13 protein-coding genes are annotated in these 12742 nt (G+C 59.7%); 9 read left to right on the forward strand and 4 right to left on the reverse strand.

Annotation, left to right across the window (positions count from 1 at the left end):
* Positions 1 to 66 precede the first annotated feature (66 nt).
* From MRBLRC7O_RS14775 to MRBLRC7O_RS14795, 5 genes are all read left to right on the forward strand, one after another.
* Positions 67 to 540 carry a VOC family protein gene (locus tag MRBLRC7O_RS14775; protein WP_080570359.1) on the forward strand — a complete coding sequence of 158 codons (474 nt, stop codon included), beginning with the start codon at positions 67 to 69 and terminating at the stop codon, positions 538 to 540.
* Positions 541 to 788: 248 nt separating this feature from the next.
* Positions 789 to 2132: an extracellular solute-binding protein gene (locus MRBLRC7O_RS14780; protein WP_367727477.1), complete on the forward strand. Its 1344-nt coding sequence runs from the start codon at positions 789 to 791 to the stop codon at positions 2130 to 2132.
* 81 nt (positions 2133 to 2213) lie between these two features.
* Positions 2214 to 3104, forward strand: a complete 891-nt coding sequence (locus MRBLRC7O_RS14785) for a carbohydrate ABC transporter permease (protein WP_003508200.1) — start codon at positions 2214 to 2216, stop codon at positions 3102 to 3104.
* Between the two features lie 7 nt (positions 3105 to 3111).
* Complete coding sequence (locus MRBLRC7O_RS14790; RefSeq protein ID WP_111792128.1) at positions 3112 to 3996, forward strand: ABC transporter permease subunit; 885 nt, start codon at positions 3112 to 3114, stop codon at positions 3994 to 3996.
* 32 nt (positions 3997 to 4028) lie between these two features.
* A complete protein-coding gene (locus tag MRBLRC7O_RS14795) occupies positions 4029 to 5150 on the forward strand; it encodes a sn-glycerol-3-phosphate import ATP-binding protein UgpC (protein ID WP_065695353.1) in 1122 nt (373 codons plus the stop codon).
* A 248-nt stretch (positions 5151 to 5398) separates the two neighbouring features.
* On the opposite strand, the gene MRBLRC7O_RS14800 is transcribed toward MRBLRC7O_RS14795, so the two are convergent.
* The gene (locus tag MRBLRC7O_RS14800; RefSeq protein WP_060723496.1) at positions 5399 to 5578 is read right to left on the reverse strand and encodes a hypothetical protein; all 180 of its coding nucleotides are present in this window, start codon (positions 5576 to 5578) and stop codon (positions 5399 to 5401) included.
* On the opposite strand from MRBLRC7O_RS14800, the gene MRBLRC7O_RS14805 reads away from it, so the two are divergent.
* The 4 genes from MRBLRC7O_RS14805 (at position 5577) to MRBLRC7O_RS14820 (ending at position 9644) form a co-directional block, all read left to right on the forward strand.
* A complete protein-coding gene (locus MRBLRC7O_RS14805; protein ID WP_111821041.1) occupies positions 5577 to 6905 on the forward strand; it encodes an LLM class flavin-dependent oxidoreductase in 1329 nt (442 codons plus the stop codon). The two genes, MRBLRC7O_RS14800 and MRBLRC7O_RS14805, sit on opposite strands and share 2 nt — an antisense overlap.
* A 149-nt stretch (positions 6906 to 7054) precedes the next feature.
* Positions 7055 to 8050, forward strand: coding sequence for an aliphatic sulfonate ABC transporter substrate-binding protein (locus MRBLRC7O_RS14810; protein WP_367727478.1), 996 nt, complete (start codon positions 7055 to 7057; stop codon positions 8048 to 8050).
* On the forward strand, positions 8047 to 8916 hold the full coding sequence (locus tag MRBLRC7O_RS14815) for an ABC transporter permease (protein WP_020812835.1): 870 nt from the start codon (positions 8047 to 8049) through the stop codon (positions 8914 to 8916). The genes MRBLRC7O_RS14810 and MRBLRC7O_RS14815 overlap by 4 nt, the downstream gene beginning before the upstream one ends.
* Positions 8913 to 9644, forward strand: a complete 732-nt coding sequence (locus tag MRBLRC7O_RS14820; protein ID WP_020812834.1) for an ABC transporter ATP-binding protein — start codon at positions 8913 to 8915, stop codon at positions 9642 to 9644. The genes MRBLRC7O_RS14815 and MRBLRC7O_RS14820 overlap by 4 nt, the downstream gene beginning before the upstream one ends.
* A 12-nt stretch (positions 9645 to 9656) precedes the next feature.
* Here MRBLRC7O_RS14820 and MRBLRC7O_RS14825 read toward each other — a convergent pair whose 3' ends face one another.
* From MRBLRC7O_RS14825 to MRBLRC7O_RS14835, 3 genes are all read right to left on the reverse strand, one after another.
* Positions 9657 to 10484, reverse strand: a complete 828-nt coding sequence (locus tag MRBLRC7O_RS14825; protein ID WP_003508186.1) for a carbohydrate ABC transporter permease — start codon at positions 10482 to 10484, stop codon at positions 9657 to 9659.
* On the reverse strand, positions 10481 to 11365 hold the full coding sequence (locus tag MRBLRC7O_RS14830) for a carbohydrate ABC transporter permease (protein WP_020812833.1): 885 nt from the start codon (positions 11363 to 11365) through the stop codon (positions 10481 to 10483). Before MRBLRC7O_RS14830 ends, MRBLRC7O_RS14825 begins: the two co-directional genes overlap by 4 nt.
* A 66-nt stretch (positions 11366 to 11431) precedes the next feature.
* Complete coding sequence (locus MRBLRC7O_RS14835; protein ID WP_020812832.1) at positions 11432 to 12706, reverse strand: extracellular solute-binding protein; 1275 nt, start codon at positions 12704 to 12706, stop codon at positions 11432 to 11434.
* Between the last annotated feature and the right edge of the window lie 36 nt (positions 12707 to 12742).

Below are 12742 nucleotides of genomic sequence, written 5' to 3' on the forward strand. Positions count from 1 at the left end.
GCCGGCAATAGGCAAGCAAGTTGACCGGCGACAGGGGGACGATTTCAACTAGGGAGGATTATGCACGTGGAAAAGAACACGATCTGTATCTGGTACGACAAGGATGCGGAGGCAGCCGCCAGATTTTATGCCGAGACCTTTCCAGACAGCGCGGTAACCGCCGTCCACCATGCGCCGAGCGATTATCCGTCCGGCAAGAAGGGAGACGTGCTGACGGTGCAGTTCACCGTTGCAGGCGTATCCTGCATCGGCCTCAATGGCGGACCGGCCTTCAAACAGAGCGAAGCTTTTTCGTTCCAGATATCGACCGAAGACCAGGAAGAGACGGACCGCTACTGGAACGCCATCGTCGGCAATGGCGGTGAAGAAAGCGCCTGCGGCTGGTGCAAGGACAGATGGGGCGTCTCCTGGCAGATCACGCCGCGTGTGCTGATGGACGCCATGGCCGCCGGCGGCGCGGAAGCCAAGCGCGCCTTCGACGCGATGATGGATATGAAGAAAATCGACGTTGCTACCATCGAAGCCGCACGCCGAGGTTGACTTGCGAGAGATGTTCAGCAGCAAGTAGTGAAACGGGCCAAAAACGTAAACCGCTTGATAAATAAGGATAAATAAAGGTTTTCCGGCTTTTCCGCCGCGCAGATTTGGCTGCGCGGCCAGTCATCATAAAATGTTCAACAAAATGTAAGCGATCCGTCAAAGACGGCTGTTAGCAGAGCCCGTGGCTACGTGCCGGGGACATGAGGTCCTTGCCGAGCAGGCCATCATTCCATCAACGGGGCTAACTCATGAAATCTTCCGCTCTGACTTCCTTCGTGGCCAGCGTCGCCATCGCCGCCGCCTTCGGCGCCACGGCCGCCCAGGCAGAAAAGACCAAGTTCGAATTCTGGTACGGCCTTTCCGGCGATCTTGGTGACCGCGTGCAGGAGACCTGCAAAAAGTTCAACGATTCCCAGGCCCAGTTCGAGATCGTCTGCACCTCGCAGAACGATTACGAATCCACCCTGCAGAACACGATTGCGGCCTACCGCGCCAAGAAGCAGCCCGCCATCACCCAGATTTATGACGCCGGTACGCTGGACATGATGCTGTCCAAGGCTTTTGTACCCGCCAAGAAGCTGATGGCCGACAATGGCTACAAGATCGACTGGAACAATTATTTCCCCGGCATCGCCAATTATTACGCCACGGCCGCCGGTGAGTTGAACTCGTTCCCTTACAATTCCTCCACGGCTGTCTTCTATTACAATGTCGACGCTTTCGAAAAAGCCGGCATCACCTTCAAGCCCGACACCTGGGAGCAGGTTGAAGAAGCTTCCAAGAAGCTGAAGTCCGCCGGTTTCGAATGCCCGCTCGCCTTCAACTTCGACACCTGGATGCTGATGGAGCAGTTCTCCGCCATCCACAACCAGCCGATCGCCACCAAGGGCAATGGCTATCAGGGTCTCGACGCCGAACTGACGATCAACAAGACCAAGTTTGTCGATCAGGTCAAGTTCTTCAAGAAGATGCAGGACGAGACGCTGTTCGTCGTCAAGACCAAGCAGCTCGGCATGGACATCCTGCCCGCCTTCACCTCGCAGACCTGCCAGATGTTCATGTCCTCGATCGCCAGCCACGGCACCGTCGGCAAGGCCATGCCTGAAGGCGTGAAGTGGGACGTCGCCATGCTGCCGATCTGGAAGGGCGCGGAACGTCACAACTCGCTCGTCGGCGGCGCTTCGCTGTGGGTCATGGCCGGTCGTCCGGACGCCGAATACAAGGGTGCAGCCGCATTCCTCAACTTCATCGCCCAGCCTGATATGGTTGAGTGGTGGTCGACCGTTACCGGCTACATCCCGGTTACCAAGACCGGCTTCGACGCCATGAAGGCCAATGGTTTCTACGACAAGGCTCCCTACAAGGGCCGCGAAAAGGCGATCGAGAGCCTGACCTTCACCCCGCCTTCCGAATATACCCGCGGTATCCGCCTCGGCGGTTTCACGCAGATCCGCAAGGAAGTCGCCACTTCGCTCGAAGCCATCTTCATGCAGAACGCCGATATCCAGGCTGAACTCGACAAGGCCGTCGAGCGCTCCAATACCGGTCTGCGCCGCTTCGAAAAGACCTATGAAGGCGCCAAGCTGAACTAAGCGCTCTTTCATCGCTGTCAGAAGCCTGTCCGGACAATCTCCGGGCAGGCCCGCCGAAATCTCGAACATTGCCGGACTCCAATGGAAAAGCGTACCGTCTTCAAAAGCACGTGGCTGCCTGTGCTCTTCGCCCTGCCGCAGTTCCTGCTCATCCTTCTGTTCTTCTATTGGCCGGTTGCGGCGGTGCTGAACTGGGCATTCACCCTGGAACCACCCTTCGGCGGCCAGGCGGAATTTGTCGGCCTGGCCAATTTCGTGGAAACCTTCGGTGATCCGCTTTATTGGCAATCGATCCTCACGAGCCTGATCTTCGCGATCGCCGGTCCATTTTTCGCGATCCTCATCGGCCTCGTGCTCGCCCTTGCGGTCGACCGCCAGCTTCCTGGCTCCGGCTTTTTCCGGGTGCTTTATATCCTGCCCTATGCGATTGCCGGTCCCGCCGCCGGCATGGCCTTCCGCTTCATCCTGTCGCCGGAACGCGGTCTCGCCGCATCGCTGAATTCCTGGTGGCCGGATATCTGGAACCCGGCCAAATACGGCGAACACGCGCTCATCCTCGTCATCGTCATCTTCATCTGGAAATGGGCGGGTTACACCTTCATCTTCCTGTTCGCCGGCCTGCAATCCGTGCCGCGTTCGCTGACGGAGGCCGCCGCCATGGACGGCTCCGGGCCCATTCGCCGCGCCATCGACATTCAGGTGCCGCTGCTCGCGCCAACCCTGTTCTTCCTGACAGTCATCATGATGACCGAGGGTTTCGTCGGCGCCGATACGTTCGGCATCGTTGCCTCCACCACCGAGGGCGGCCCCAACCATGCTACCGAAGTGATGGTCTACCGCATCGTCAGCGAAGCCTTCGAGGGGCTGAACTATTCCGGCGCCTCGGCGCAGAGCCTCGTCCTCATCGGCCTCATCATGGTCTTCACCTTCATCCAGTTCCGCTTTGTCGAGCGGCAAGTCCATTACAAGTGAGACGGCCATGATCCAGCGCACCCCTTACGCCGACGCCCTGACCTATGCGATCATGGCGGCCGGCCTCCTCCTGCTTATCGGCCCCTTCATCGTCGTTATTTCCGGCGCCAGCCAGACGGTCCAGCAGGTCAACAGCGTCCCCTTCAGCTTCATGCCGCAGGGCGAATTCTTCACCAATGCGCAGGCTGCCTGGCAACGCGCCAATCTCGGCAACGCCCTCTTCAACAGCATCATCATGGCGACGCTGGTCACCATCGGAAAGGTCGCCCTTTCGGCCTTCACCGCCTTTGCCATCGTGTTCTTCCGCTCGCCGCTCAAACACCTGTTCTTCTGGACGGTGTTTATCACCCTGATGCTGCCGCTCGAAGTGCGCGTGGTGCCGACCTATTCGGTCGCCGCCGATCTTTTCCAGCCGTTCCGCTCAATTCTCGGCCTGTTTGGCATCGAGGTCACGCTGGAATGGAACCTCCTCAACTCCTATGCCGGCCTCACTTTGCCACTGATCGCCACCGCCACCGGCACGTTTCTCTACCGGCAGTTCTTCATGACAATCCCGGACGAGCTGGCGGAGGCCGCGCGCATGGACGGTTCGGGTGCCGCGCGTTTCTTCGTGGACATGCTGCTGCCGCTGTCGCGCACCAACATGCTGGCGCTCACCACCATCATGTTCGTTTATGCCTGGAACCAGTATCTCTGGCCGCTCCTGATGATCACCGACCCGTCCTACAAGACGGTGATGATGTCGCTCCGCGCGCTTTTGCCCGCCGATGACGGCACGCCGGACTGGAACGTCACACTGGCCGGCTCCCTCATCATCATCCTGCCGCCGCTTCTCGTCGTGGCCTTCCTGCAACGCTGGTTCGTCCGCGGTCTAGTCTCGTCCGACAAGTAACAGCGCGGCTCTCAACAACAAGGTTTTCTATCATGGCTCAGATCGATATTCGTCAGGTCCGCAAATCCTACGGCAAGACGCCCACCCTGCACGGGGTGGACCTCTCTTTCGACTCCGGCGAATTCGTCGTCATCCTCGGCCCCTCCGGCTGCGGCAAATCCACGCTGCTGCGCATGATCGCCGGTCTGGAGGACATCACCTCGGGCGAAATCGCCATTGGCGGGCGGGTGGTCAACACGCTGGAGCCGCGTGAACGCGGCTGCGCCATGGTGTTCCAGAATTACGCGCTTTATCCGCATATGTCGGTGGCCGGCAATATCGGCTATGCGCTGAAGGTCGCCGGTGTTCCCAAGGCCGAACGCCAGCGCCGCATCGAGGAAACCGCAAAGATCGTCGGCCTCTCCGATTATCTGGAGCGCAAACCGGCCGCCCTTTCCGGCGGCCAGCGCCAGCGCGTCGCCATGGCCCGCGCCATCATCCGCGAACCTGCGGTGTTTCTTTTCGATGAGCCGCTCTCCAACCTCGACGCCAAGCTACGTGTGACCATGCGCGCGGAAATCCGCAAGCTGCACCAGCGTCTCTCCGCCACATCGATCTTCGTCACCCATGATCAGGTGGAAGCCATGACGCTGGCCGACCGGCTGGTGGTGATGAACAAGGGCAATGTCGAGCAGGTCGGCCATCCGCTGGATATCTATCATCGCCCAGCCAGCACCTTCGTGGCGTCCTTCATCGGCTCGCCTGCCATGAACCTGTTCGCCACAAGGGTGGAGGTGGAATCCCCCGCCGTGATGCTGGATGGCACACCGGTGAAACTCTTCCCCGAAACCGCACTGGAACTGCGCGGCCGCGACGTGACAGTGGGCATCCGCCCGGAACAATGCGTGGTCAGCACGGAAGGCGCGGGCGTACCGGCTATAGTGGATTTCGTCGAAGAACTGGGCTCGGGCCGCATCGTCCATGCCAATATCGCCGGCGAGACCTTCTCCGCCGCCATCGGTGAAGACCTCTCGGTAAAACCCGGCCAGCGCGTCCACCTGGACCTCCCCACCGCCCACCTCCACTTCTTCGATCCCGCCACGGGCAAGCGTATCGAAACGGAGGGCGCCATCGAAACCACCCGTATCGGCAACGAGAAACTGCTGGCGGTTTAAGCACCGCGCAAGATGCCTCCGGTGCGGCTTCGGATATGGTCCGTCCGCACCGGCTCCTGCAGAGATGCAATCTTGGTGCCTTGCGACTGATTACACCAGAGATATTACATCAGGAAATTCAATCAATATTTTGATTTCTATATATTAATTATAATCTGCATGCCAGAGGAATGCTTGCCGCCACCCATCTTAGTGCGGCCACTCCGCTGTTACACTTCGAAGATGACCGAGCGGCTGCCGCCACGGGATCACCGCCAAATGCAGAATTTCAGCAAAAATCTTTCGGTTCGGAAATCATAATCGGAATAGTCTTCGCCGCGTCGATCGTCCGGCAGGGATATCGTCGCGACAAGCAAAGGCCTGCCTGCAGTTAAAGCCATCAGCAACGCGCCGCGCGAGCCGAAAACATCAACGAAAGCGAAGCCCATGGCAAATGATCGCAAACTGCATCTCGGCGCCTTCATGCGGCCCGTCAGTCTCCACACGGGTGCATGGCGTTATCCGGGCGCCTTCCCGGATGCGAATTTCAATTTCGCCCATCTCGCGCGCTTCGCACAGCAGCTCGAGGCCGCGAAATTCGATGCATTCTTCATGGCCGATCATCTGGCGGTGCTGAACATGCCCACGGAGGCATTGCGCCGCAGCCATACCGTCACCTCCTTTGAGCCCTTCACCCTGCTTTCGGCGCTCGCCGCCGTCACCTCCCGCATCGGACTGGTCGCCACCGCCTCCACCACATTCGATGAGCCATACCATGTGGCCCGGCGTTTCGCCTCGCTCGATCACCTCAGCAATGGCCGCGCCGGCTGGAACATCGTCACCACGTCAAATCCCGACGCAGCCCGGAACTTCGGCCGCGAGGAACAGCCTGACCATGCGGAGCGCTATGGCCGTGCGCGGGAATTTTACGATGTCGTCACCGGCCTCTGGGATTCCTTTTCGGACGACGCCTTTATCCGGGATGTCGATAGCGGGCTGTTCTTCGATCCCGATAAGATGCATGTGCTGGACCACAAGGGCCCCGAATTTTCCGTGCGCGGACCGCTCAACATCGCGCGCCCGGTGCAGGGTTGGCCCGTTATCGTTCAGGCAGGGGCTTCCGAGCCGGGGCGCCAGCTTGCCGCCGAAACCGCGGAAGTCGTTTTTGCCGCAACACCCACGCTTGCGGCAGGAAAGGCCTTCTATAAGGACGTCAAGGACAGGACCGTCGCGGCGGGTCGTTCCCGCGACGGAATCGTCATCCTGCCCGGCGCTTTCGTTCTCGTGGGTGACAGTGTGGAAGAGGCAAAGGCCAAACGCGCCAGGCTCGACAGCCTTGTCCATTATGACAGCGCAATCGCCTCGCTTTCCATTGCGCTGGGCCACGATGTTTCCGGTTTCGATCCCGATAGCCCCCTGCCTGATATTCCCGAGACCAATGCCAGCAAATCCAGCCGCGAAAGGGTCATCGAGCTTGCCCGAAGCGAAGCCCTGACGGTGCGCCAGCTCGCCCAACGGCTGGGCGGCTATGCGGGTCTTGCCTTTGTCGGCACGCCAAAGACCATCGCCGACGAAATGGAGCAATGGCTCCATGAGGAAGGCTCGGACGGTTTCAATGTCACCTTCCCCTTCCTGCCAGCCGGCCTTGACGACTTCACGACGCAGGTGGTGCCGGAGTTGCAAAAGCGCGGGCTGTTCCGCAAGGACTATGAGGGGCCGACATTGCGCGACCATCTTGGCCTGCAACGGCCGGCCAATCGTTTTTTTCCTGAATAACGCGCCATCGCGCCAATCGCACTCGCGGTAGGGAGATTTTCCACGCCGCTCGCAAAGTTTGGCATGGGGTTCCAGAACGGCGGATTGACCTTAAAAACACCCGCCCATACCCTTTAAGTACACAAATTACATAAATTAGGTGAATTAATATGAAGGCCGAACATTCCCGCCGCCAGATCCTCAAATTCGGTATTGCCGGCGCGCTCGCAGCACCACTTGTCACGGGCAATGCCCTGGCCCAGAGTTCGCCGGAATTTCCTGCGGAGCTGAAGCTGGACTGGGGGTTTTACTCCTCCCACACGCTGCTGATAAAGAACAAGGGCTGGCTTGAGGAGGCTTTCAAGGATGTCGGCACCAAGATCACCTGGGTGCAATCCCGCGGCAGCAACAATTCGCTCGAATTCCTGAAAGTCGGCTCGACGGATTTTGCCGGCTCGGCCGCACTATCAGCCTTTCTCGCCCGCGCCAACGGCGTGCCGCTGAAGGTGATCTATGTGGCGAGCTGGGGCGGTTCCTCCATCATTCAGGTGCGCCCGGACTCGCCGATCAAGACCGTCGCCGATCTCAAGGGCAAGACCATTGCGGTGACCAAGGGCACCGCGCCCTATTTCACCCTCGTCCGCGCGCTTGACCAGAACAAGCTGTCCATCGACGACCTCAAGGTCGTGAACCTGCAGCATCCGGAAGGTTTCAACGCGCTTCAGCAGGGTCAGGTGGATGCCTGGGTCGGCATCGATCCGCATACCTCCCAGGCCGAGCTTGCGGGCGACCGGGCGATTTTCGACGAGCGCAGCTGGCGCGACGGTAGTGTCTTCAGCGCTTCCGAGGAGTTTCTGGCGAAGCACCCGAAAGCGGTCGACAGGCTTCTTGGCGTCTGGGTGCAGACGCAGAAATGGATCCGTGAAAACAAGGGCGAATTCATCGATTTTGTCACGCAGGTCACCGGCAACGATCCCAAGATCACCAAGCTGACGATCGAGAAGCGCGACTGGAAGGATCCCGTTCCCGGTGAGGAATTGCTGAACTCGATCCGCATCGTCACGCCGCTCTTGGGCGACGACGTCCTGCGCCCGGGCGTCAATGTCGACACTGTCCTGTCATCGCTGATCGATCCGGCACCGGCGAAAAAGGCACTTGGCGCATGAATTCCCATCCGCGCGAATTCCAGCGCGTGAAACAGACTGCGAAACAATTCCCTTCCCGGTTGCCACTTGCGCAAAGGGTGGGGAATTTCCTTGGCCGCTTTGATCTGCGCGGCGCAATCGTGCCGGTCGGGTCACTGCTGCTGCTCGAGCTTTTTGTCCGCCTCGGCTGGGTCAGCCCCTATGTGCTGCCGCCGCCCTCCGAACTTTACGACACCTTCCTGCGGCTTGCGGAAGGTCCCCTGTGGACGAATGTTGCGGCCAGTACCGCGCGCGTCTTCGTCGGCTTCGTCATCGGCTCCCTGCTCGCCATCGTGGTCGGTTCGCTGGTGGGGCTGGTGATCGCCGCCGAGCGTTATCTCGAGCCGACATTTCAGGCGCTGCGGGCGGTCCCAAGCCTTGCATGGGTGCCGCTGCTGATGATCTGGTTCGGCATCGGCGAGACCTCGAAAATCGTGCTGATCGCCAAAAGCGCGTTTTTTCCCGTCTACCTCAATCTTTTTTCCGGTATCCGAAATGTTGACCGCAAGCTGGTGGAGGTTGGCGAGATGTATCGTCAGCCGCTGCCCGTGCTGGTTTGGCGGATTTTCATTCCCGCCTCCCTGCCGCATCTCTTCACGGGCCTGCGTTACGGGCTGTCGCTTGCCTGGCTGAGCGTCGTCGCGGCCGAGCTTCTGGCCGCGTCCGAAGGTATCGGCTACATGCTGTCCGACGGGCGGGAGCTTTCCCGGCCTGATCTCGTCATGATCGCCATCATCTGCCTTGCGGTGCTGGGCAAGATTTCCGACAGCCTCTTCAAGATCGTCGAAGACCGCTGCCTGCGCTGGCGCGACACCTATCCCCTTCAGCAGGAAGGACGCCTGCGATGAGTTTGCTCAATGTCGATGTGCGCGAAAAGGCTTTCGGCGACACAGTGATCCTTCAGGATATCCAGCTCACGCTGGGTGATGGCGAAGCGGCGGTTCTCCTTGGCCCCAGCGGCTGCGGAAAGAGCACGCTGCTGCGCATCGCCGCCGGCCTAGACCGGCGTTTTTCAGGCGCTGTCAGAATTCAGCAAGACGAGGAAAAGGCATCGGACTCACCGCCCATCGCCTTTGTCTTTCAGGAGCCCCGCCTAATGCCCTGGCTGACGGTTGCCGAAAACATCGGTTATGCGGCCGGAAGGAAATATGATGTCGAGCGCGTGAAGGGGCTGATTGACGATGTCGGTTTGAGCGGCCACGGCGGCGCGCTGCCGAAGGCCCTTTCGGGCGGCATGGCGCAACGCGTGGCGATCGCAAGGGCGCTCTACACCGAGCCGCGCATCCTGCTGCTCGATGAACCTTTCAGTGCGGTCGATGCTTTCACCCGGATGAAGTTGCAGGACCTTGTGCTGAAGCTCATCGAACAGCGCGGCATTTCCTTCCTGCTCGTCACCCACGATATCGACGAGGCGCTCTATCTCGGCGACCGGATCTACATGATGGGCGCCCATGATGGCCGTATCCAGCAGCGGATAGAGGTGGACGTGCCGCGCCCGCGCGACCGGCGGTCTCCTGAACTCGCACACCTCAAGAACGAGGTGCTGACCGCCCTGCACAATGCCCACGTCATCTAAGCAGCGCCGGCCTCACCCTTTCACGCCGGAGGAGATCATGATCGCTTCCGTCACGCGCCGCTGGAAGATGACATAGGCGATGATGACCGGCAGGGCCGCCAGCATGGCGATGGCCATCAGGCGCGCATAAACAATGCCGAAAGTGTCGTTGACCTGTGTAATGCCGACGGGGATCGTCATCATGTTTTCAGAGGTGACGACCAGGAAGGGCCAGAAGAAGGCGTTCCACACCGTAATGAAGGTCACGATCGCCATGGCGGTGGTGATCCCCCAGTTCAGCGGCAGATAGACCTTGAACAGGATCGTATATTCGCCGCCGCCATCCAGAACCACCGCTTCGCGCATCTCCTTCGGCACGCTGTCGAAGAACTGCTTGTAAACGATGATGACGATGGGCGTGATGAGCTGCGGCAGGATGATGCCCGCCCAGGTGTTGATGAGGTTGAGGTTCTTCATCAGGATGAACTGGGTGACGACGAGCGTCTGCGCCGGCACCATGAAACTCGCAAGCACGATGCCATAAAGCAGACGCCGTCCCGGAAAGCGGATCTGCGACAGGGCATAGGCGCACAGCATCGAAATCAGCAGCACGGAGACAGTGACGATTGCGGCGGTGCCGATGGAATTCACATACCAGGTCAACAGCCGCGTGTTGAAGAGGGCGTTTACATAAGCCCCCAACTGAAACTCATCGGGCAACAGCGACATGTTGCCGGCAACATTATTGTCCGAACGCAGCGACGTCACGAAACCCCAGTAGAGCGGAAAGATCCACACGAGCGCCGCTGAGAATGTCAGCAGGGTCAGAACGACGTTTTCTAGTCTTTTCGTGAAGCTCATGAGTTCCTCCGGATGCGCAGCAACTGGAACTGGAGAATGGAAACGGTGACGATCAGCAGGAAGAGCACGGTGGCCACGGCGGAGGCGTAACCGCCATTGTTCAGCTGGAACGCCTCGCGATAGACCTTGAGCAGAAGCACGAAGCTGGAATTGAAGGGTCCGCCGCCGCTCAGGAGATAGATCTGGTCGAATATCTTCAGCTGCAAGATCAGTTGCAGTGTGAGAATGAGCGCGGTGACGGGCCAGAGAAGCGGCCAAGTCACCCGCCAGAAGCGCTGCCACGTCGTTGCGCCGTCAAGTGAGGCCGCCTCATAAAGCTCCGTCGGAATATTGCGCAAACCGGCGATGAACAGCAGCACGTTGAAACCGTTCGTCCACCAGATGGTGACGACGGCAACCATCGGCATGACCCAGTAGGGGTTCTTGAAAACCGCGACCGGCTTGCCGGCAATCAGCGAAATCACCGGCTGGAGAATGCCGAACTGCAGATCGAGCATCCACGCCCAGATTTCCGTGACGACCGAAACCGGCAGCACATAGGGCAGGAAAAACAGGCTCATGGCGATCGTCTGCTTCACGCCCGAAAGGCGGCTGACGGCGAGAGCGATCATCAGGGCGATGACGGTCGTCGGCACGACGGTCAGAAGCACGAAATAGCCGTTGTTTTTCAGCGACGTGACGAAGAGGCGGTCGCCCAGCAGCTTTGCGTAGTTCGCAAACCCCACCCAGTCACCATCGCCGATCAGCGGCGCATCGGTGAAACTGATGCGCACCATCTCGATCAGCGGGTAAAGGAAGAAGGTGACGAAGACCACGATGAACGGCGTCACCATCGACAGCGCGATCAGCGATTTCTTGCGCCGGTTTTCAATCATAGCCATGGAATGTCTCCGGAACCTTGCATTGCGTGCTGCCCTCCGGCCAGAAACCGGAGGGCAGGTTTCCTGTTACTTCAGCTTGCTTTGCAGCTCTTCCCTGATCTGCTCCACCGCATCCGTGCCGCTCATGAAGCCCTGAATGGCCGGGGCGATGACGTTGAGAGCCGCATCATAGGCGGGCGAAGCGACACCGGTGATCGTCGTCTTCGGATCGAACACCGCCGCTTCCGCCAGCGATGCATAGGTGGCGTTCGGCTGCATCGCCTTGTATTCGCTGCTTTCGGTGATCGATTTATAGGCCGGAATATGGCCGGCATCGGCCCAGCTGATGGCGTGTTTTTCCATCCAGCCGATCACCTTCATCACGGCGGCGCGCTTCTCGCCGGAAACGGTCTTGTCACCCTGGTTGGGGATGGCAAAGGCGTGCGAATCCGCCCAAGTGGCGCGTTTGCCCATGAAGGGCGGAACCTCGACCGCGCTCCACTTGAAGCCCAGCTTGCCGTTTTTCTCCAGGTCCTTGTAGGTGGGCACTTCCCAGACGCCGTTCAGCTGGAAGGCGGATTTTCCGGCCGAGAAGAGCGCAACGGAGGCTGGATACTCGGCCTGTTCCGGCGCCCAGCCGTTTTCGCGCCATTTCGACATGGTGTCGATTGCCTTGGCGGCCTTCTCGGCATTGTCGCCGGCCAGAACCTCGCCATTGGTGACGAGTTCGCCGCCCTGCTGCGAGAACAGGGTGTAAAAGACGCGCCAGACACCGGCTTCGCCGCCGGACTGATAGGTGACCGGCGTTTCAACACCCTTTTCCTTCGCCCAGGCCAGCGCCTTTTCGAAATCATCCATCGTCTGGATGCCGGTCAATTTGCCTTCGGCATCGAGATAGGGCGAGCCTTTCAGGAGATCGGCATTGTAATAAAGAACAAGCGCGTGAATATCGAACGGCACGGCATAAAGCTTGCCGTCATGGGTGGCCGCTTCAAGCGGTGCGCTGAAGAAATCGTCTTTCTTCAGGCCGGCCTCCTCAAGATCCTTGTCGGTAATCTCGCTCAGCACCTTTTCCTGCAGGGCGAGCGGCGCACGCGACAGGTGGTAGGTCATGACATCAGGCCCCTCCCCGACGGCAGAGGCGGTCCGCACCTTGGTATAGAAGGGAACGCCCCATTCCAGCGTCGTCCCCTTGACCTGGATATCCGGGTGCTCCTTGTTGAAGGCATCGATCAGCGCCTTCATGCGCACGCCGTCACCGCCGGACAGAAAGTCCCACCAGACGATATCCTGTTTGGCCAGCACCGGCAGGGCGGTCAAACCCAGAACCGTGCCAACAAGCAATGTCTTGATCAATCGCATCGTTTACTCCTCCCGTTTATGTGGAAACCCCCCTTG

Source organism: Agrobacterium radiobacter (assembly GCF_040801995.1).
Lineage (GTDB): Bacteria > Pseudomonadota > Alphaproteobacteria > Rhizobiales > Rhizobiaceae > Agrobacterium > Agrobacterium radiobacter.

Coding starts and splice junctions, on each gene's coding strand:
- MRBLRC7O_RS14780 (WP_367727477.1), top strand. CDS start 789: ATGAAATCTTCCGCTCTGACTTCCTTCGTGGCCAGCGTCGCCATCGCC.
- MRBLRC7O_RS14785 (WP_003508200.1), top strand. CDS start 2,214: ATGGAAAAGCGTACCGTCTTCAAAAGCACGTGGCTGCCTGTGCTCTTC.
- MRBLRC7O_RS14790 (WP_111792128.1), top strand. CDS start 3,112: ATGATCCAGCGCACCCCTTACGCCGACGCCCTGACCTATGCGATCATG.
- MRBLRC7O_RS14795 (WP_065695353.1), top strand. CDS start 4,029: ATGGCTCAGATCGATATTCGTCAGGTCCGCAAATCCTACGGCAAGACG.
- MRBLRC7O_RS14805 (WP_111821041.1), top strand. CDS start 5,577: ATGGCAAATGATCGCAAACTGCATCTCGGCGCCTTCATGCGGCCCGTC.
- MRBLRC7O_RS14800 (WP_060723496.1), bottom strand. CDS start 5,578: ATGGGCTTCGCTTTCGTTGATGTTTTCGGCTCGCGCGGCGCGTTGCTG.
- MRBLRC7O_RS14810 (WP_367727478.1), top strand. CDS start 7,055: ATGAAGGCCGAACATTCCCGCCGCCAGATCCTCAAATTCGGTATTGCC.
- MRBLRC7O_RS14815 (WP_020812835.1), top strand. CDS start 8,047: ATGAATTCCCATCCGCGCGAATTCCAGCGCGTGAAACAGACTGCGAAA.
- MRBLRC7O_RS14820 (WP_020812834.1), top strand. CDS start 8,913: ATGAGTTTGCTCAATGTCGATGTGCGCGAAAAGGCTTTCGGCGACACA.
- MRBLRC7O_RS14825 (WP_003508186.1), bottom strand. CDS start 10,484: ATGAGCTTCACGAAAAGACTAGAAAACGTCGTTCTGACCCTGCTGACA.
- MRBLRC7O_RS14830 (WP_020812833.1), bottom strand. CDS start 11,365: ATGGCTATGATTGAAAACCGGCGCAAGAAATCGCTGATCGCGCTGTCG.
- MRBLRC7O_RS14835 (WP_020812832.1), bottom strand. CDS start 12,706: ATGCGATTGATCAAGACATTGCTTGTTGGCACGGTTCTGGGTTTGACC.